Below are 18807 nucleotides of genomic sequence, written 5' to 3'. Positions count from 1 at the left end.
CAGTCCATACAACTGACTGCTTAGCTAGCCAAATAGCTAATTGGATATAATATTAAAATTAAGAGATATGATACACGAAGAAAACAAAAATCAGCAACCCGAAAAAGAGAGTTTTTCTATTGAAAATTTCCTAACTGAAAAGAAAGAACCTGAACAAGAGCAGAACACTTTACCGCATAGTGATGACCTTACTGCCATCGAAACAGGCGAAAAATCTGTAGAACCAGAAGATACAAAACCGATTGCAGGCAATACCAAAAGAACCGTTTCAAAACCAAAGAAGCTGACGAAAGAGGATTATTGCGTAACGTTCTTTAGAATCCCTAAAAGAAATGCAAGCAAAGGTAAATCGGTCTATGTACGGCAGGAACATCACGAAACATTTAACAGGCTTACCAACATTATGGGAATTGACAAGCTGACAATTTATGCTTATCTGGATAATATTATCGAATACCACTTTCAGGAGTTCGGAGAGCTGATTAAGGAAATCTATAACGATAAGCACAAGCCGTTGTTCTGATAACGGGTTGTGTAGGCAAAGAGCAATATAATCTTTTGGATATTCATCGCTCATTGTGTCCATGAACGCCAAACAGTGCCACTGACTACCATTTTGGGCAAAGGCTTCGTTTTCGGGATTAAATTCCCGAAAAAGCGAAAAATCATGCTACACAAAGAAACAGTCAGCAGTGAGATGTGGAAACTTCTCCAGACACTAATGAAAGATGAAATGCTAAAAGATTTTAACCTTGTAGGGGGAACTGCATTAAGTCTACAGATTGGTCACCGATTGAGTATTGATATTGACCTTTTTACAACCAAAGGCTTTGATGAACAGAAGCTATTAAAACATTTAGTCACTCAATATCCTCGGGTATTGATAAACGATATGTTTAATAATACAATCTTACTTGATATAGATAAGATTAAAGTTGATATTCTTTCGCATCAATATCCATGGCAAAAGCCAATTGAAACAAAAGATGGGATACGATTAGCATCCTTAGAGGACATAGGGGCAATGAAACTCCACGCCATCTTCCAAAATGGTACACGGATTAAGGATTTTATAGATATGCATTTTCTATTAGAACACCATCCGTTAAGAACCTATTTAGAAGCATATCAAAATAAATATGGCGGTAATCCTGCAATGGCTACATACGCATTATTGTATCACAAGAATATCGACCACGAAGCAAAAGTTAAGTTGTTAAAAGGTAAAGAGACCGATATGGAAAAAATTAATGAACGCTTAAACAAGGCGGTTCTTAATCCGTCTTTAAAATTTGGACAAATACCCGATCTGCCGAAAAAAGGTAGAGGCTTTAGGCGTTGAAAAATCAATGAACAACTAAAAAAATCGTATCTTTACTATATGGAATTAAGAGAAAAAAATAACGACATTCCAAATCTTGACCGAGTGTTTTTTTGGGATTTCGACATCGAAGCAATGGACTTTAAGAAAGCCTACAAGACTATTATAGCCCGTATCATAGAACGTGGCGGTCAAAATGAAATTGATGAGCTTGTCCGTTTCTATGGTCATAGCAGGGTTATCAAAGCAATCCGTGACGAAATTTACTTCTTACCCAACTATGCAATTGATAGGGCATTGAGGTTCTTCCCAGAACTTAAAAAGGAAGAAATGTACTGCTACCTGAACCGTAAGGATAAGCCTTACCATTGGATATAAATTAAAATCTTATAGAGGGATAGGTTGAGAAATCAGCCTGTCTTTTTTTTTCATCCAACGACTTTTAGCCTAATAGTTTCAACCCCAATAGCGGAGTTCTTTTTGCTTCCTTTTCTTGCTCCGCAACTTGTCAAGAAAAAGAAATTGGGCTATCCCGAACCATAGATACAAGGGGTATCCTGCATATGCTGATTATAGTTCTGAATCTCTCTCTCAAAAAATATTTTCAAAACAAAAAAACAGAAAAAAAAGAAAGCCATTTTAACAAGGCGGACAGACGAAAAACCAAAAGGAAACGGAATAAGTCCCGAAGGGTGGCAGGGTAACACGACAACTCGGCGAAGCCACCTTTTTGCTCTGCCATTATGCCGTAAGCTTTTGGTTGGGCGGTGCGGTGGCTGTCCGCCTTACCTTTGCTACCTTTTTGTTCTTTTTTGGGTACACTTTTCAAATATTCCTTTTATCAAAATGCCTTTGACTGCCAAAGACTGCCACTAAATGCCAAAGGCAAATGGAGTAAACTTCTATGGTTTACATTGGGGAAAATTTTGAACCTATGGCACAAAAAGTAATTACCGACAAAGAGCGGAAAGAGAAAGAACAATCCGAGCAAAGAAAGAACACACCTTTTATGCAGGTCGATAAGAACAGTGACCCAATTTCCAATTTCATTACCAGCTTTAAACGTCAATTCAAAGACATAAAGGGTTTAGGTCTTGGCAGGCTGTTCGGGGGCAAACCTGCTGAACTACCAAAGCAACCGGCCGAACCCGAAAGCGTAATAGGTGCGACAAAAACTGTTATGCGTTCGGATTATAAAAATGCTGAAAACAATCAGACCGTACAGACCAATAAAAAGCCTGCTTTAAAAATGGACAATTCAAACAAAATACAACAGGCTCGCCCAAAAAACAAAAAAACAAAGTTGGGATTTTAACCGAGTATTTAGCATCTGAACGCCAAATGCAACCTTTGACTACAACATTGGAAAACCCTGTATAAGCACCTTATATTTTTGAAGTTTAAATGATGTAGATATGGAAATAACAGTTTTAGACATTCAGATTTTAAAGACATTGCACAGGGAAGTAAAGGAAGTGTCCTTATTGATTAAGGAAATTACATTGCCCTACAAAGCATTGCAACAGGCAACAAAATGGCTCGACCAGCAGGAAGCCTGCCAACTGCTTAATATCAGTAAGCGAACATTACAGACATACAGGGCAAAGGGCATTCTTGTTGCAACGCAAATCAATCGAAAGACTTATTTCAGATTATCCGATGTGGAGTTACTTATGCAGGGAGAGCGAACATTAAAAAAGCAAAAGAAATGAAACAGATTGGAAATTCAAACGAGGATATGCTTGCCCTGCTCGAAGCTGTGGTAGGTATCAAAAACGAACTGCTGTATATCAGGGAATATTTTCACCCACTCTTAAAAGGAGAAATCTACCTGTCAGGTGAACAGGTTTGTGAGATGTTGCATATCAGCAAACGGACATTGCAACAGTACAGAGATGACGGACTGATACCCTTTATCAAACTCGAACGGAAAATCCTTTTCCGTGAAAGCGATATTATCAAGGTGTTGGAAGATAACTATCAGCGTTAGCCACTAAATGAATGTTTTGAAACTGGAAGCCGTATCGGTCAATTAAAGAAACAGCCCACCGTTTTAAGCGGTGGGCTAATTTATTGTGGAGTGATTGAAATTATATCCATCCCTGTTTTATAATTTTCGCGCCTAATTCTGTCAATGTTTTACACTCTGTTTTTCTAAAAATATTTTTGCGGTGCGTTTTAATTGTATGAATGGACAATTTTAAAACATTAGCTATTTCTTCAGATTTTTGTCCCGATAACATTAGGTTTACAATCTCTTTTTCCCGTATAGATAAAGGAGAATTGACCTCTTGTCTATCGTAAGGCAATAAAACATCGTAAAAAGATGGTTCTCCGTCTAAACCAATAAACGAAAGTCCGGAAGGCGTGGCTTCTGTTTTTAGAAATGAAATATCGGTATGGACACCTAAAACTCTTATCACACCACCATCGTCAGAACTCTGTATAGTAGAAACTTGTTGTAAAATCCATTTGTAGCAATTGTTAGCGCAACGTAATCGGTAATCATAATGAACTTTGTAGTACGGGATTTTATTTGAAGGCAGTTGAGTAAAAAAATCAGTTACTTTTTGTTCATACTGTACAAATCGATCTTGATCTTCAGGATGAATGTTATGGACAACTAAATCTGGCGAGAAATCTTCAGGTTTGTATCCAATAACACTAGTGACCTCAGGGCTTACAAATTCCATTTTAGCTTCAAAAACATTAAAAATATAGTAATAATAAGGTCCTGGATGAAACCTATCAAATAACTTCTTATAGAGGTCTAATTCAAAATCGGGAGGTAAAGATATTTCTCTGTCATATTTAGAAATTTCTGACCAGGTCTGCTTTACTACATCAAATTTTAATGATCTCATAAATAGAATGTTTTTAGTTAAAATTGATTGCTTACAAACTTACACAAAAACCTATATCGATGAATAATAAAATATGTCTTTTTAGTACCGAAAGCACATGTTTTACACCATTAAATACCTCCTTAGAGGTATTGCGTTGAGAAAACCGGCAAATTATCTTTGTTAATAAAAACTTAATATTTATAAATATGAACACCATTACTAAAATTCTAGCAGGTATTTTCGGGATGATGATATTGCTAATCTCACAAAATGTACAAGCGCAAGTACAGTCACCAAATGTTGTGTACATTATCGCAAAAGAATATGGAAGCAATAAAACAATTATTACTTATCCATTTGGTGGAAACTGTAGTAAAATGTTTTATGGAAAAACAAATATAATCAATGAGTACAAAGAAAAATATGGTAAACGAAATAACGGGAAAACATTAATCTCAGTCGAAATAAAAGGACCGTATTCATCACATGAAGAAGCGCAGAAAGCATACTATAAGGATCTAGACAAACTTGTTGAAAGCTCTATCAGTTCTTTTCCCTTTCCTTTTGGATTAGAATGTAATGTGGGAAAGCAATAAGATGAATTTTCTTTTTTCATTTGTTAGATCCTATCAAAACTAAATTAGACAAACAGTCAGTCAATACCTAAAGAATTCAAACAAATTATATTTAAATCAATTATCATGATAAAATTCATTTATACACTTTTACTTTTGTTTGCCTCTAATTTTATCCAGGCACAAAGCAAAAATGCATCGGATTACATCTTTGATGCTAGATTATCAGGAGATCGCATTGCTCAGATACGTATTTTAACCGAAGGTATAAAACAAAATCAACGAAATTCGGAATTGTATACCATGAGAGCAGAAGTTCATCTTACAAACAACTCGCTTGATTTGGCAGAAGCCGATGCACAAGCTGCATTAAAAATAAAATCAAAAGATTTCGAAGCTTTATATTTATTATCTGAAATTGCAGAAAGTAGAGGCAAAAATGGAGAAGGAGATCTGTTTTTAGAAAAGATATTTAAAACTGATAAAAAAGAAGCTGCTGTAATAGCACAAAAACTCACCGAAAAGGCTAATAAACTGTTAAGAATTGAAAAATCTCCGGATCTTAAACTTCTTATTCGCTATTATCAACGTGCCATTATATTAGAACCTATTGCAGAAAATTATTTATATCTAGGGGAATATTTATTCCGAAATAATATGCATAGTGATGCACATAAGATTTTTGCAAAAGTTTTGGAATTAAAAACCGACAATGACTCAAAAATTTTAGCATATAATGGTTTAACAAAAACTTGTATCGACTGTACTCAACAACAAATGGATAGCTACCTTCAAAATATCGTTAAATTAAACCCAGATGCTCTTCTTTATGATTACTTTAATCCACTATACGAAGCTGAAAAAAACAACCGGCAAGCTATTTTAGATAGATGGGGCAAATTAGCACCTAATGATTATTTTTATCATTCAGTAAATGGACTATACCATTACGAAGCTAAAGAATATCAGCAGGCGATCGATGCATTTGATCGCGCAATAAGTTTTAAATCCAGAGCACTTATCGACTATACTAGAATCTATTTTTTTCGAGGAGAATCTTACCATCAGCTTTTTCATCAACAAAACAATCCTGAATTGTTGATTAAAGCAGAAGCCGATTTTACGCAGACCATTGCATTAGATAAAAGCATGTTAAATGCTTACGTTCTTAGAGTGGAAGTAAAAAAACATATGTTTCAAAATAAATATGAAAATGATAAAACAATAGATCAAAAACTTGCTGATGAAATGCTTACAGATCTAAAGTACATTCTTTCTCAGGATAACAAATTTGCATATGCATATAAAACCCGTGCATTGATTAATTATATACTAAACGGAGAAAAAGAAACAGACGAAGTTTTAAAGGATGAAGAATTAGCTGAAAAATATAAAACGGAAATACAATAAAAATTGTCAGGATGAAATAATTAACCTGTCAGAGATTCTTAAAGTAAAACATAGGTTCATTTGTAAATTAGAAAATTGCCTGAAAAAGTATTTTAAATGGCGCCAAAAACGTAACCGGAATTCTGACCAAAAACAATTAAAATTCATAAATTATGGGTAGTATTAAAATTCTTTGCATACATGGTATCGGTGGAAAAGACAACCCCAATGAACAGCAACAATGGCAAACCAGTTGGGAAAAAGCAATTAAAGAACATACTTCAAAGGAAATAGAGGTTACTTTTTCTGAATTTGATAGTTTCTTCGACTCACAAAAAGCTACTTTGAAGGACTATCTGTTTTTTCTTCGTAATGCTATTTTTGGAAGAGAAAGACCAGAAAAAGGATTGTTCCCTGATTTAAAAGATGATTTTATCGATATGATAGTAGAATTTTTTAGATATGAGGGAGTTCGAGAAGAACTAAGAAGACTCTTAAAAAAAGATATAGAAAAAACACATTGCAATATCATTTTTGCCCACAGTTTAGGTTCCCTTATGTGTTACGATTTCTTTCGTGAAGAATTTCAGAACGACTTATTTAAAAATATAACCCTTATTACTGCCGGAAGCCAGCTCGGGCATAAAAACTTACCTGACTTTAAGCCGATACAGGCTTTGAATATTAAACATTGGTACAATCTGAATAATCAAAGAGATGGTGTTTTCGCATCAAGAAAAATAGGTAGTTCCAAAAATAATTGTGAAGATATTCCTTTGAAATTTGGTTTCCGTTTCGGAAATGCTCACGATGGAGAGCGATACATTAAAGAAGGAGCTATATTATGGAAAAAAGTTTTGGATAATTATTAAAAGAAAACGAAATGAATTTACAAATCAAAACCACCATACCAAAATTTCAACAGGCTTTTGAAAGAGCACAGGAAGTTTTGGATAATCCCATGTTTTGGGAAGCTATCGAATCAGAACCAAAATTTGAGCATACGAAAGTATCCCCTCGTGAAATCGCCAAATTGCTAAAGGAAACTAATCATCTCATCACGATTATAGATTGGAAACCGTTAGGTCTACAAGCTCAAATCAGATATAGAAAAACAAATGCGTTAACAGAGAGTAAAGATGTTATAAAAATGAATGTTTTAAAAGATTACAGAGAGATTATAGATATTGCAGGAACGATAATCCACGAGGGAGTACACGCTATAGATCAGGCACATCCCTATTTAAATTTTGGACATAAAGGAAATAAAGAAAAAGGGAATAAAAATACAGCACCTTATTGTATTGGAAATTTAGCGATTAGAATTCTAAAAGGAACGTATGGACTAAATAATCCGTGATACTTTTTAGGAGAATGAAAATTATAATCTAAATATGAAACAATTTTAAACTTTACCTCTATAAAATCAAGATTCACGAACACAAAAATCAAATAAAAATGAATGTGAGTAAAACAATAACAACCTTATTATTAGTGCTTTTTATTTTTACCATAAGTTGGGCACAACAAAAAAATGATTGTCACTTAGGTAATGGAAAAGAAAGAGCATTACGAGGTATCTGTAGTCATGTGATTTCTCCTGAACTGTATGATGGTGAATATAGTTATGTTACTAAATTTAAAAAAGCGGCAGGTGTTACACCAGAAGATTCTGAAGAAGAAATGTACCGAAAAATCCGTGAAGTTTGGGACAAATATGAAGATTGTTTGATTTGCGACACCATTGCATTTTCTCTTCGGGGTGGGAGCATCCTCAAGGCCGCAACAGTTAGTCTTAATAAAAACTTTTATAATACCGTAATAAAATGGGGAGTGAATCTTAACAGAATAGATACTGTTGATGGTAAAACAGTTCTCGATTTTATTCAGGATAAAATCGCAATCAATCCACCTAATATAGAATTTTATCGAGCGTATTATAATGTTTTAAAAGAACACGGCGCCAAACATGCAGCAGATATTTTAGCAGAGAAAAATAACTAAAGATAAAAATCATGATCAAAACAATAACAACCCTATTATTAGTGTTTTTTAGTTTTACAAATTCTTTTTCACAAACCACATTGGAAAAACAACAAAAGAATGATTGTCCGCCTGATAAACCGAGGGCTCTACGGGGTATTTGTAATCATGTCATAAAACCAGAATTATTTGATAATGAGTTGAGTTATGTAACCCACTTTAAAAAAGCTGCAGGTGTTACACCAGAAGATTCGGAAGAGGAAATGTATCGCAAAATCCGCGAAGTATGGAATAAATACGAAGATTGCTTGATTTGCGATACTATGGCTTTTGAAATTAGAGGAGGGAGTATTCTAAAAGCCGCATCGATTAGTGCAAATAAGATTTTCTATAACACTATACTTAAATGGGGAGTAAACCTTAACAGAATAGATACTGTTGATGGAAGAACAGTTTTAGATTATTTTAGAGATGAAATGGCTAAAAACCCACCAAATATTGAGTTTTATCGAGCGTATTATAATGTTTTAAAGGAACACGGTGCCAAACACGCAGCAGAGATTTTGGCTGAGAAACAACTAAAATAAAAATTATGATAAAAGCAATAACAACTATACTGTTTGTACTTTTTAGCTTTACAAGTTCTTTTTCACAAACAGCATTGGAAAAACAACAAAAAGAATGTTCCGAGAGAATAAAGAATGGTGGAAACGCTAGAGCCTTACGCGGTATTTGTGAACATGTGATTACTCCTGATTTGGTAGATGGAGAATTGAGTTATGTAACCCGCTTTAAAAAAGCCGCAGGTGTTACACCAGAAGATTCGGAAGAAGAAATGTATCGCAAAATCCGCGAAGTATGGAACGAATATGAAGATTGTTTGATTTGTGATACCATCGCTTTTTCATTAATAGGAGGAAATATTTTAAAAGCAGCAACTGTAAGGCGTAACAAAGATTTTTATAATACGGTTATCAAATGGGGAGTAAATCTTAATAGAATTGATCCTGTTGATGGAAGAACAGTTTTAGATTATTTTAGAGATGAAATGGCTAAAAATCCACCAAATATTGAGTTTTATCGAGCGTATTATAATGTTTTAAAAGAACACGGCGCCAAGCACGCAGCGGAGATTTTGGCTGAGAAACAACTAAAATAAAAATTATGATAAAAGCAATAACAACTATACTGTTTGTACTTTTTAGCTTTACAAGTTCTTTTTCACAAACAGCATTGGAAAAACAACAAAAAGAATGTTCTGAAAGAATAAAGAATGGTGGAAACGCTAGAGCCTTACGCGGTATTTGTCAACATGTGATTACTCCCCATTTAGTAGATGGAGAATTGAGTTATGTAACGCGCTTTAAAAAAGCCGCAGGTGTTACACCTGAAGATTCGGAAGAAGAAATGTACCGCAAAATTAGAAAAGTTTGGAACGAATACGAAGATTGTTTGACCTGTGACACCATTGCGTTTTCACTTATAGGAGGAAGTATTTTAAAAGCAGCAACTGTTTCTCTAAATAAAGATTTCTATAATACCGTCATAAAATGGGGAGTTAATCTCAATCGTATTGATCCTGTTGATGGTAAAACAGTTCTTGATTTTATTCAAGATAAAATCGCTACAAACCCTCCGAATATTGATTTTTATGAAGCTTATTATTTAGTGTTGAAACAGTATGGTGCCAAGCACGCAGCAGATATTTTGGTATCACAAAAGAATAATTAAAATCTAAAAAAATGAAAAAAATCATCACATTTTTAGCTTTATTCCTTACAGTAGGAATAGCAAATGCGCAAACCGATTGGCAGAAAGAAGAGCTGAAAGGAAAAGTTAAAGAACTTACTGAAAAGCGTAAAAAATCTATGAAAGATGTCCCACCAAGTGAATGGGCGATTATACAGGATAAAACATTGGTTTTTAACATACAAGGTTATAAAACAGAATCGAACGATTTGAATTATGAAAAAAGAGACGAAAACCATATAGCGTATGAATATGATGCTAAAGTGAAACTAGTACTCGAAAAAGACCTTAGTTCACGTGGAGAACCTAGGGTAGTAAAAGGGTATGCTTACGACAAAAAAAACAATCTAATAACAGAAGTTAAATACGACATATTTGGAAAACCTACAGAAGGAACAATTTACACCTATGATAAGAGCAACAACTTAGTGAAAATAGAGTCTGAGAATACTGGTTACGGAACATCCGAGAAAACATATACGTATAATTCCAAAAATCAAATAATAGAAGAAAACGAAGCTTCCTGGCATGGACGTTATCGTTATACTTTCGAATACGATAGTAAGGGAAATATAACGGCTAAAAATGAATATAATAGTAAGCAAATTACAAACACTGTTAAGAGTCAATATGCAGACAATGGAAAAATAAGTGAGGAAACAACTTTTACTTACAAAGACGGAGAAGCCCCAAAAAAGACGTATTACCGAACTTACAAATATGATGCAATGAATAATTTGACCGAGTACATCTCTCAATCACATCACCTTACAACTCCCTTTACCACAACGTATAAATACGAATATGACACATTTAAAAATTGGGTAAAACGTGAAAAATACGATAATAAGAATCTAAAAGAAATTATTGAACGAAAAATCGTTTATTTCGAATAAAAACTTTAATGCAAAAAGCATGAATCCTGACCGCAAAAATCAATTGTTAGCTAAAAGAGCGCAACTGCAAAACCGCATTCGATTCAATGAATTTGTGGAAAACCGCATTGTGCCTTTTTTAGAAATTTTAGATGAACTGCAAAATCTGGAAATTGAACATTCCATTATTTCGTTTCGTTGTATTCCGCCAGAGTTTCACGAACTTTTGCGGAGACATACCCAAACCGAAGCTTTGGAAAAATACAAATTAGCTAAGGTTGAAATAACTACAGAAGATACAACAGTAGAAACGGTTTTAGAAAAATACCCAAGCATCAATCCGTTTCGTTATGTTTTGGATGCATCTGTGGTTGGTTATGGTAACTTGCCCGATGAAGCCTTGCAGGAAATTCAGGAAACGCAGCAATTTAAGGAAGAAAAAGTATTTGTCTACTGGCTAAAATATGCTTTTTTATTAGAAATAGATTTTAAAGATTTGGTTAAAAGAGCAAATGATGATCTATTCAATTCATGGCATGACGATGCGGTTATTTTCCCGAAAGATTACAGCTGGCTTATTGCCTATACAATAGAAGATGAGTGGCGGGTTGATAAAAATAAGTAAATAGATAAAGTAATACCAGAATGTTTTTTTGATTTTGATAATCTATATAAATAAGAAAAGTCCAATGTTAAAAACATTGGACTTTTCTTGACTATTTTATATTTTTCAGAGTTGTGAAACAAAGGAACTCTCCATTCCTTTAAATTTATGCGACACCTTTTGCATGTCCTTTCCAACTTTCTCGTTGAGGATCTTAGCATAAATCTGTGTGGTGGCAATGTTTTTATGTCCTAACATTTTACTTAAACTCTCTAAAGGAACACCCTCGCTTAAAAATAGCGTGGCAAAGGTATGACGTGCCAAATGAAAGGTTATTTTCTTTTCCCTTAAGCAGTCAATTTGATTAGATATTCGCTTTAAACCATTATTACAAACAGAATTGGAGGGTACAGGAAATATTGTTCCATCTTTTGTCAATCCTTTATATTTTTCAATAATCATTTTTGGAATATCCAAAAGCATCACGTTTGACGATGTAGCCGTTTTCTTTCTGCGTACGATTATCCATTGGTTACCATCAAAAAAGTCTTGAATATTACTGTTTCTAAGTCCTTTCATATCTGAATAGGAAAGACCTGTAAAGCAACTGAAAACAAACAAGTCTTTAACTAATTCGTCTTTCTTTTTATCGCAGTTGAATGTTACAAGCTGTTCCAATTCGTTCCGTAACAGATAACCACGGTCTTTGTCCTTTTTAGTATTCTTGTACTCGCAGAACGGATTAAAGGCAAGATGCTTTCTGCTCATTGCCAATCGGCAAAGCGTGGTAAATCCAATCATATACAGCCAAATGGTATTGTGTGTCAAACTTTGGTCATCACGCAAGTAGTAATCAAAGTCCTGCACAAAATCTGGAGTAAGGTCGTTAAAGGACACATCGGAATAACCGTATTTTGTAAGTGCAAAATTTCGCAGGTGTTTTAAAAGTATTTTGTATTTACTGCATGTGCCATTTACCCGAAGTCCGCTGTTTACCTTTTTTTCATAGTCGGACAGGAACTGTTCATAGAATTTGAAAAAGGTCAGTTCTCCGCTCTCCATCCCAAGAAAGGCATTTTTAAGTTTAGCACTGTTTACAGCCCCCTCGTTCTTCAGGATTTTGGAATAGCATTCCTCAATACCCGAACGAATTTTGTCAAGTTTGCTGTTTGTGTCTTGGGCTTCTCGGCTTTTACCTAAAACCCTTCCGTACTTCAAATCCCAATTTGATGCAGAAATATCCAGCTTGGTACTGAATGCAGACTGTTTGCCGTTTACGGTAATCCTGCACATAACCGTAACTTTCCCGTTCTTCTTCGGGGCATTTTTTTTAAGGTAGAAAAGAACCTTAAACGTTGATTTTTTTGTCGTTTCCATAATCACAATTCTTAATGATAAAATTAAACCTATGTGAGCTACGGAACAATATGAAAAACTATGCAGAAAGCTGAAATACAGCATCTTAAAACGATTGTTTGTAATGTTTGAAAGTAACGTTTTAGTAACCTTACTTTTGCCAAACATCGCTTTTTACTGCTTTTTATCTCATCACCAAAAAATCATAAAACGGCTGTAAAGTCTTTATTTACAACCGTTTTGCCTGTTATTAATCTTTGATGTATTTTTACTGAAAATTTATTTTAAAAGAAATCGGTTATTTACAATTGTTTTTTTGAAAACTTCAATTGAAAAACGTTTTCATTTTCCTGAGGAACTTTATAAAAAATATCAGCTTTATGATATTCTAAAATTCTTTTTACAATCCTAAGTCCCAATCCTGATCCTGCTCTATTTTGAGAATTCTGACCTCGCATAAAGACACTGAAAAGTCTTTGTTCTTCTTCCTTTGTTAAGGTCTCTCCCATAGATTTGACATCAATAATAATTTCATTTTTATTCTCTGTGATTTTAATATTTACCTTTTGATCATCAGAATAGATCGCGGCATTTTTCAAGAGATTAATAAAAACTATTTCTAATAAAGATTGTACGCCTGTTATAGAGAGATCTGGATCAATATCATTATTTTCTTCAATTTCGAAGTTCATATTAAGATTAGGAAAGTTGAGAATTACCGAGTCATAGGCATCAAAAATCACCTCGTCTATCCTAACATTTTCGTATATAGATTGGATATTTTCTTTATCGAATTGAGTTAGTAATAATAGTGATTTTGTAAGATCAGATAATTGATAAACATCTGTTTTCAGTTGTTGCAGAGTAATTAATGTTGCTGGCGAATGTTGCTCTAGATTAATCAGATTTTCTAACTGAAAAGCCATTCTCGTCAGCGGTGTCCTAATCTCATGCGCCGCACTGGATGTAAAATCTTTTTGTGCCTGGAAAACATCGTTCAACCTAGAAATCATCAGATTGAAAGACTTAGCAAGGATATTAATTTCATCATTAGATTTTGCTTTTACAGCAACTGTACTGGTTAACTTATGAGCCGTAACTTCAGAAATATTATGCTGAAGATCTTCTAAAGGCTGCAACATCTTACCAACAATGTAATAACTGAAAAACCAAATTAAAACTAAACTTATAAAAAAAGCGAATATCAAAGAATACTTAAGGTAATCTAATTTTTTCTGCCCATTAGTATCATATGCACTGGTAACAATATAATAATTACGTCCTTTTATATGGGTCAATACGGCGTAGATTTCTGGGACAGATTGCTCGTCATAGATCACTTTTTTATGATCTAATTCTATTAATAAACCTTGGTTTTTACTAATATTTTCGTCCTTAACTGTACTGTAGATTAATTCTTTTTTCTCGTTAAAAATTATGATTTTCTCATTAAGTAATACATTATCCGCATTTTCATTAAAAAACAAAAATGCTTCTTTTTCAAAATTGCTTGATTTTAATATAAAATTGGATGTAAACTCTAATCTTTTCTGGAATCGTTCTTTAAACTCTTCTCTTCTAAAATCATTAAAAGACACATAGATAATCGCCATTATAACACCAAATAACAACGAAAAAGCTATGCTTATATAAAGTGCTACCCTACGTTTTAAGCTCATTTTACAAAGGACTTAGGTAATATCCAAAACCGGGACGCGTATGGATTAATTTGGTACTAAAGTTTTTATCAATTTTTTTTCTCAAAAAGTTGATATAGACTTCAATTGCATTATTAGTTGATTGAAATTGATTTTTCCAAACTTCATCAGAAATATGTTGTTTAGACAAAGTTCTTCCATTAGCCTTTGCTAACAAAACCAACAACTGAAACTCTTTTACCGTAAGATTAATCTCCTCTCCTCCTCTATAGACCTTACTATCGTCGGGAAAAATTTCTAGATCTTCTATAACAATTTTTTCTTTTTCTACATCCTGAGGCTTTTTATTTCTTAGTTGAGAATTAATTCTTAGCAATAACTCCTCTAGTAGAAAAGGCTTTACCATATAATCATCCGCAGCACGCTGAAAAGCTTCTTTCTTATCCTCTAACGCATCATATGCGGACAGGATAATTATCGGCGTAGTAACATCTTTTTCTCGTATCTGTTGACACACATCTAACCCATTAATCTTAGGCACATTAATGTCTAATAGAAAAATATCATATTTCTGTTCTTGAGCTTTTGTAAGAAGCATTTCCCCATCTGTTGCAAGATGACAATCCATCTGATGAGCACTTAAAAATTTTATAATTTCTGAAGAAAGAACGAGATCGTCTTCTAAAATCAAGACTTGCATAACAATTCATTTGTAACAAATATATCTCTTTCTACACTAACTCCCATATAATTAATTAACATTATTAAAACTCTAATTAAGAAAAATCCTCTATTTTTGCTAAGTAATAAGACATGTTAAACAAAATCATAACATTCCCGATAGTTATTTTGATACGATTTTACCAACTGGCGATATCGCCTTGGCTGGGCAAAAATTGTCGTTATGAACCAACTTGTTCTCATTACACATTAGAAGCACTGCGTGTGCATGGCTTTCTTAGAGGCGGTTGGATGTCTATAAAGCGTATTGCAAGCTGTCATCCTTGGGGCGGCGAAGGCTATGATCCTGTACCGCCAAAATCTTCAAAACATTAAAAAATTTATTTATTCTATGAATAAGCTATTCTTAAAATTATATCTCGTCCTTTTTATTGGACTTTTCCAATCTGTATTTGCGCAGAATAATGCAGACGGATTATCAGACGGAACTCTTAACATCAATAGTCAGAAAATCCCTGTTAAAATTTTCGCAACTCAAGATCCAAATCTTTTTTTAGACAATTCTAGAAAACCATCTTCCAATGCAGAGCTTGTTATTCTGACTAAAGACAATATAGAACCTGCTTCTGCAGACAATGAAGCCTTTATTATCACTGTTATCAGCAATTATAAAAACAATGGTTTTCAACTTTTGGACAAAACATTTCAACCAAGAGAATTAACGGATATCAAAGCTTTGCAAGACGTAAAATATCTGTACAAATCCCAAAGTCCTACTCAACTCATAAAGTCTGGTGACAAAACAGAATTAGAAACAAGCTTCAAAATATGGGATCCATCAACCGGAATTCCATTAGGGCCATTTACATTACATTATTACAGTTTAATGTTTGTCTTTGCCTTCGGCTTAGGTTATATCTTAATGAAAAAAATCTTCACTATTGACAATGTAGACGAAAAATTCTTAGATCCTTTTTTCACTTGGACACTTGTAGGGACAATTTTGGGAGCGAGATTAGGACACGTTATTTTTTATCAGCCAGAATTATTTAAGCAAGATTTCTTAAGCGTTTTCTTACCGATAAGTACACGAGGAGGCCTTCATTTTACAGGATTCTCTGGATTAGCAAGTCACGGTGCAACAATTGCATTAATTTTCACGACCTTATATTATAGCATAAAAATAATTAAGAAAAATCCACTTTGGGTCTATGACAGAATCGGAATTGTAGTTGCATTAGGTGGTGCATTTGTAAGAATGGGTAATTTTTTCAACTCAGAAATCATCGGGAAACCAGTTTCAGAAAACAGCCCTTTTGCAATTTTATTTCCACAGCAAAGTTCAGAATATGGACTAACCATTCCGCGTTATCCAACACAACTTTTTGAAGCAGTAGGTTATGTTTTGCTTTTCGTTTTACTTTGGTTTTTATATAGAAAAACAGACAAAAAATATCAGCAAGGTTGGTTATTTGGATTATTTTTCATCATCCTTTGGGCAATAAGATTCTTTGTAGAATTCCTGAAAGAGCCACAAGGTAACGAGTTTATCCAGATTGGCGGGCTCAATACGGGACAGGTTCTCAGCATTCCTTTTATGCTTGCAGGTCTTGTGGTTATGATTTATTCTAAAAAATTTAAACTTCCAAAAGACAACTAAAAATACAAATCCCGAATCATTACAATTCGGGATTTTTTTATGGCAATTTTTGTCGGCGCCACCGCCTATCCTTTCGCCAACAAAACCGGGCTATTTGTTACAATCTTTGTGGGCAGAAGACTTTCGCTTACGCTCCGTCTTCCGCCCACAAAGGATTTCCACGGCTATCCCTATCGCGGGTTTTGTGTGTTATAATAAAGATTCTATTTCATTAACCAAAGCATCAACCGCTTCGTCGGTAGTTGCCCAAGAAGTAATCAATCGGACTGCGGACTCTTTGTCATTCACTTTTTGCCAAACATAAAACTGAAATTTTTCCAACAATTTTTCAATATGCTCCGTTTTCAAAATCGGAAATAATTGATTAGTATGAGACTCCGTCAAAAACCGAACATCTTTGTCAGAAAAAGCCTTTTTAATTTTCATGGCTTGTTGATTGGCATGACTTCCTAGCTCCAGGTAAAGATCATCTTTCAATAATTCTAAAAATTGAATCCCTAGCAATCTTCCTTTTGCCAGAAGTGCACCTTTTTGCTTGACATGAAATCCAAAATCTTCTTGTAAAGCTGGATTAGTAATCACTATAGCTTCGCCAATTAACGCACCATTTTTTGTTCCTCCAAAATAAAAAACGTCGGTTAATCTAGCAATATCTTCCAATTGCAGATCAGAATTCTCAATCGCTAAAGCTTGTGATAATCGCGCACCATCCATAAAAAGTAATAACTTCCTTTCTTGGCAATATTGATACAACTCTGTAAGTTCTTGCTTTGTATAAATTGTTCCCAACTCGGTAGAATTAGAAATGTAAACCAACTTAGGCTTCACCTGATGCGGAATATTAGCATGTGCATCCAAAACACCCTGAATATCTGCAGGCCTAAGCTTCCCGTCTTGTGATATAATCTGATTAATCTTATGCCCAGTGGCTTCTATTGCGCCTGTTTCATTATTAAGAATATGCCCAGAAATCGCAGAAATAACACTCTCGTGAGGTCGTAATATCGATGAAATAACAATGAGGTTAGTTTGGGTCCCGCCAGATACAAAATGAATTTCGGCTGTAGGATTATCAATTTTTTGTTTTAATAATTCTTTAGCATCTTTAGAATAACGATCTTCTCCATAACCTAATTCTTGAGAAGAATTGCTATCTATCAAAGCTTGTAAAATTCTGGGATGACATGCTTCTGCATAATCATTCTTGAAAAAATATGTCATGTTTTATAAAACTTAAGCTGTAAAATTAAAATAAATAATCCTTTATTAGTATCAATTATAAAATAAAAAAAACCGAAGTTTCCTCCGGTTTTACTCTTTATAAATCAATAATTAATGATAGTTAATCTTACCACCAATTAGCTTCTTATCATTACGTTCGTTAGGATTACCATAGATATCAATAACGCCACCTGCTCTAGTTTTTGCGGTTACAGATTTAGAAGCAAAAACCTCTGCCTCACCACCCGCATTAGTCGTAACAGAAGCAATCTCTGACTCTAACGATTTTGCATTATATTTGGCACCTGTATTAACGATAACATTCTGTGTATCGGTACTTCCTGATAATGTCATCATCCCTCCTGTATTGATTTTTACCTCCAGAGATGATGCATCAATATCTAGATCTACATTAGATCCTTCATTAGAAACAAGATTTAATTTTATAGCTTTAACTACACCATTAGAAGAAATTCTTGCACCTTGGCTTGCTTGGATATTATTAATGTTTTTATAGTAAAGTATAATCTTGGTATCATCACCTTGTAATATTTTACTGGTTACCATGCGCACTTTGAGCTCACTCCCACTATTTACAAATTCTACATCTCTAGCATTGCTTCCTGATATCTCTACTTTATAATCATTGGATTGTACTAATTGAACAGGGATTTTATCAAAAACCTTAAGCGACGTAAAAGCACCTACGGTTTTAGTCTGTGCCCATGAAAACTGAATTGCAGCTCCTAAAGCTAATGCAGTTATTATCTTTTTCATAATTCTATTTTGTAGATAGTTTACAAATAGAACGCCAAAGTTTTAATTTTTAATATAAAATAATCATAATAATGAATTTTAAAATTAGAAATACGATAAAAATAGTATCTTT

24 protein-coding genes are annotated in these 18807 nt (G+C 33.9%); 18 read left to right on the top strand and 6 right to left on the bottom strand.

Translation table 11 applies throughout. From position 1 onward, the window contains the following. Window positions 1–67 precede the first annotated feature (67 nt). The 6 genes from ACQQ6V_RS03135 to ACQQ6V_RS03110 all read left to right on the top strand — a co-directional run bounded on the left by ACQQ6V_RS03135 (window position 68) and on the right by ACQQ6V_RS03110 (window position 3311). Window positions 68–523, top strand: a complete 456-nt coding sequence (locus ACQQ6V_RS03135; protein WP_234108497.1) for a DUF3408 domain-containing protein — start codon at window positions 68–70, stop codon at window positions 521–523. A gap of 75 nt (window positions 524–598) precedes the next feature. Then, on the top strand, window positions 599–1342 hold the full coding sequence (locus ACQQ6V_RS03130) for a nucleotidyl transferase AbiEii/AbiGii toxin family protein (RefSeq protein WP_234108495.1): 744 nt from the start codon (window positions 599–601) through the stop codon (window positions 1340–1342). Window positions 1343–1381: 39 nt separating this feature from the next. Then, window positions 1382–1699, top strand: a complete 318-nt coding sequence (locus ACQQ6V_RS03125) for a DUF6922 domain-containing protein (RefSeq protein ID WP_139420220.1) — start codon at window positions 1382–1384, stop codon at window positions 1697–1699. Between the two features lie 556 nt (window positions 1700–2255). Then, window positions 2256–2636 (top strand): hypothetical protein, encoded by a 381-nt coding sequence (locus tag ACQQ6V_RS03120; RefSeq protein ID WP_234108493.1) that lies wholly within the window; start codon window positions 2256–2258, stop codon window positions 2634–2636. Window positions 2637–2736: 100 nt separating this feature from the next. Then, a complete protein-coding gene (locus tag ACQQ6V_RS03115; RefSeq protein ID WP_234108487.1) occupies window positions 2737–3033 on the top strand; it encodes a helix-turn-helix domain-containing protein in 297 nt (98 codons plus the stop codon). Then, a complete protein-coding gene (locus ACQQ6V_RS03110; RefSeq protein WP_034979496.1) occupies window positions 3030–3311 on the top strand; it encodes a helix-turn-helix domain-containing protein in 282 nt (93 codons plus the stop codon). Before ACQQ6V_RS03115 ends, ACQQ6V_RS03110 begins: the two co-directional genes overlap by 4 nt. A gap of 100 nt (window positions 3312–3411) precedes the next feature. Here ACQQ6V_RS03110 and ACQQ6V_RS03105 read toward each other — a convergent pair whose 3' ends face one another. After that, window positions 3412–4185, bottom strand: a complete 774-nt coding sequence (locus ACQQ6V_RS03105; protein ID WP_234108486.1) for a LuxR C-terminal-related transcriptional regulator — start codon at window positions 4183–4185, stop codon at window positions 3412–3414. Between the two features lie 188 nt (window positions 4186–4373). On the opposite strand from ACQQ6V_RS03105, the gene ACQQ6V_RS03100 reads away from it, so the two are divergent. The 10 genes from ACQQ6V_RS03100 (at window position 4374) to ACQQ6V_RS03055 (ending at window position 11363) form a co-directional block, all read left to right on the top strand. After that, window positions 4374–4763 carry a hypothetical protein gene (locus ACQQ6V_RS03100; protein ID WP_234108485.1) on the top strand — a complete coding sequence of 130 codons (390 nt, stop codon included), beginning with the start codon at window positions 4374–4376 and terminating at the stop codon, window positions 4761–4763. A 105-nt stretch (window positions 4764–4868) separates the two neighbouring features. Then, a complete protein-coding gene (locus ACQQ6V_RS03095; protein ID WP_234108484.1) occupies window positions 4869–6152 on the top strand; it encodes a tetratricopeptide repeat protein in 1284 nt (427 codons plus the stop codon). Between the two features lie 152 nt (window positions 6153–6304). After that, a complete protein-coding gene (locus ACQQ6V_RS03090; protein WP_234108483.1) occupies window positions 6305–7003 on the top strand; it encodes a hypothetical protein in 699 nt (232 codons plus the stop codon). An 11-nt stretch (window positions 7004–7014) separates the two neighbouring features. After that, on the top strand, window positions 7015–7491 hold the full coding sequence (locus ACQQ6V_RS03085) for a hypothetical protein (protein ID WP_234108482.1): 477 nt from the start codon (window positions 7015–7017) through the stop codon (window positions 7489–7491). A 98-nt stretch (window positions 7492–7589) separates the two neighbouring features. Continuing rightward, complete coding sequence (locus tag ACQQ6V_RS03080; RefSeq protein WP_234108480.1) at window positions 7590–8135, top strand: hypothetical protein; 546 nt, start codon at window positions 7590–7592, stop codon at window positions 8133–8135. 11 nt (window positions 8136–8146) lie between these two features. Then, a complete protein-coding gene (locus tag ACQQ6V_RS03075) occupies window positions 8147–8701 on the top strand; it encodes a hypothetical protein (protein WP_234108478.1) in 555 nt (184 codons plus the stop codon). A gap of 5 nt (window positions 8702–8706) precedes the next feature. Next, on the top strand, window positions 8707–9273 hold the full coding sequence (locus ACQQ6V_RS03070) for a hypothetical protein (protein ID WP_234108470.1): 567 nt from the start codon (window positions 8707–8709) through the stop codon (window positions 9271–9273). Between the two features lie 5 nt (window positions 9274–9278). Beyond that, the gene (locus ACQQ6V_RS03065; RefSeq protein ID WP_234108468.1) at window positions 9279–9845 is read left to right on the top strand and encodes a hypothetical protein; all 567 of its coding nucleotides are present in this window, start codon (window positions 9279–9281) and stop codon (window positions 9843–9845) included. 11 nt (window positions 9846–9856) lie between these two features. Beyond that, window positions 9857–10759, top strand: a complete 903-nt coding sequence (locus ACQQ6V_RS03060) for an RHS repeat domain-containing protein (RefSeq protein WP_234108467.1) — start codon at window positions 9857–9859, stop codon at window positions 10757–10759. 19 nt (window positions 10760–10778) lie between these two features. Beyond that, complete coding sequence (locus ACQQ6V_RS03055) at window positions 10779–11363, top strand: hypothetical protein (protein WP_234108465.1); 585 nt, start codon at window positions 10779–10781, stop codon at window positions 11361–11363. Window positions 11364–11468: 105 nt separating this feature from the next. On the opposite strand, the gene ACQQ6V_RS03050 is transcribed toward ACQQ6V_RS03055, so the two are convergent. The 3 genes from ACQQ6V_RS03050 to ACQQ6V_RS03040 form a co-directional block, all read right to left on the bottom strand. Then, window positions 11469–12719, bottom strand: coding sequence for a site-specific integrase (locus ACQQ6V_RS03050; protein WP_234108463.1), 1251 nt, complete (start codon window positions 12717–12719; stop codon window positions 11469–11471). A 281-nt stretch (window positions 12720–13000) separates the two neighbouring features. After that, the gene (locus ACQQ6V_RS03045) at window positions 13001–14377 is read right to left on the bottom strand and encodes an ATP-binding protein (RefSeq protein WP_448844110.1); all 1377 of its coding nucleotides are present in this window, start codon (window positions 14375–14377) and stop codon (window positions 13001–13003) included. 1 nt (window position 14378) lies between these two features. Then, a complete protein-coding gene (locus ACQQ6V_RS03040) occupies window positions 14379–15056 on the bottom strand; it encodes a response regulator transcription factor (protein WP_448844109.1) in 678 nt (225 codons plus the stop codon). A gap of 113 nt (window positions 15057–15169) precedes the next feature. Between ACQQ6V_RS03040 and yidD the strand changes: the two genes are divergently transcribed. Together yidD and lgt are read left to right on the top strand one after the other, a co-directional pair. Continuing rightward, window positions 15170–15412: a membrane protein insertion efficiency factor YidD gene (yidD, locus tag ACQQ6V_RS03035; RefSeq protein WP_448844108.1), complete on the top strand. Its 243-nt coding sequence runs from the start codon at window positions 15170–15172 to the stop codon at window positions 15410–15412. Window positions 15413–15863: 451 nt separating this feature from the next. Further along, window positions 15864–16697 carry a prolipoprotein diacylglyceryl transferase gene (lgt, locus tag ACQQ6V_RS03030; protein ID WP_448846170.1) on the top strand — a complete coding sequence of 278 codons (834 nt, stop codon included), beginning with the start codon at window positions 15864–15866 and terminating at the stop codon, window positions 16695–16697. Window positions 16698–16886: 189 nt separating this feature from the next. Here lgt and ACQQ6V_RS03025 read toward each other — a convergent pair whose 3' ends face one another. Beyond that, window positions 16887–17918, bottom strand: a complete 1032-nt coding sequence (locus ACQQ6V_RS03025; protein ID WP_448844107.1) for a threonine aldolase family protein — start codon at window positions 17916–17918, stop codon at window positions 16887–16889. A gap of 111 nt (window positions 17919–18029) precedes the next feature. Continuing rightward, the gene (locus ACQQ6V_RS03020) at window positions 18030–18695 is read right to left on the bottom strand and encodes a head GIN domain-containing protein (protein WP_448844106.1); all 666 of its coding nucleotides are present in this window, start codon (window positions 18693–18695) and stop codon (window positions 18030–18032) included. Window positions 18696–18807: the final 112 nt, after the last annotated feature.

This window comes from Chryseobacterium electrogenes, assembly GCF_053553015.1.
This window is presented reverse-complemented; position numbering and strand designations above follow the sequence as displayed.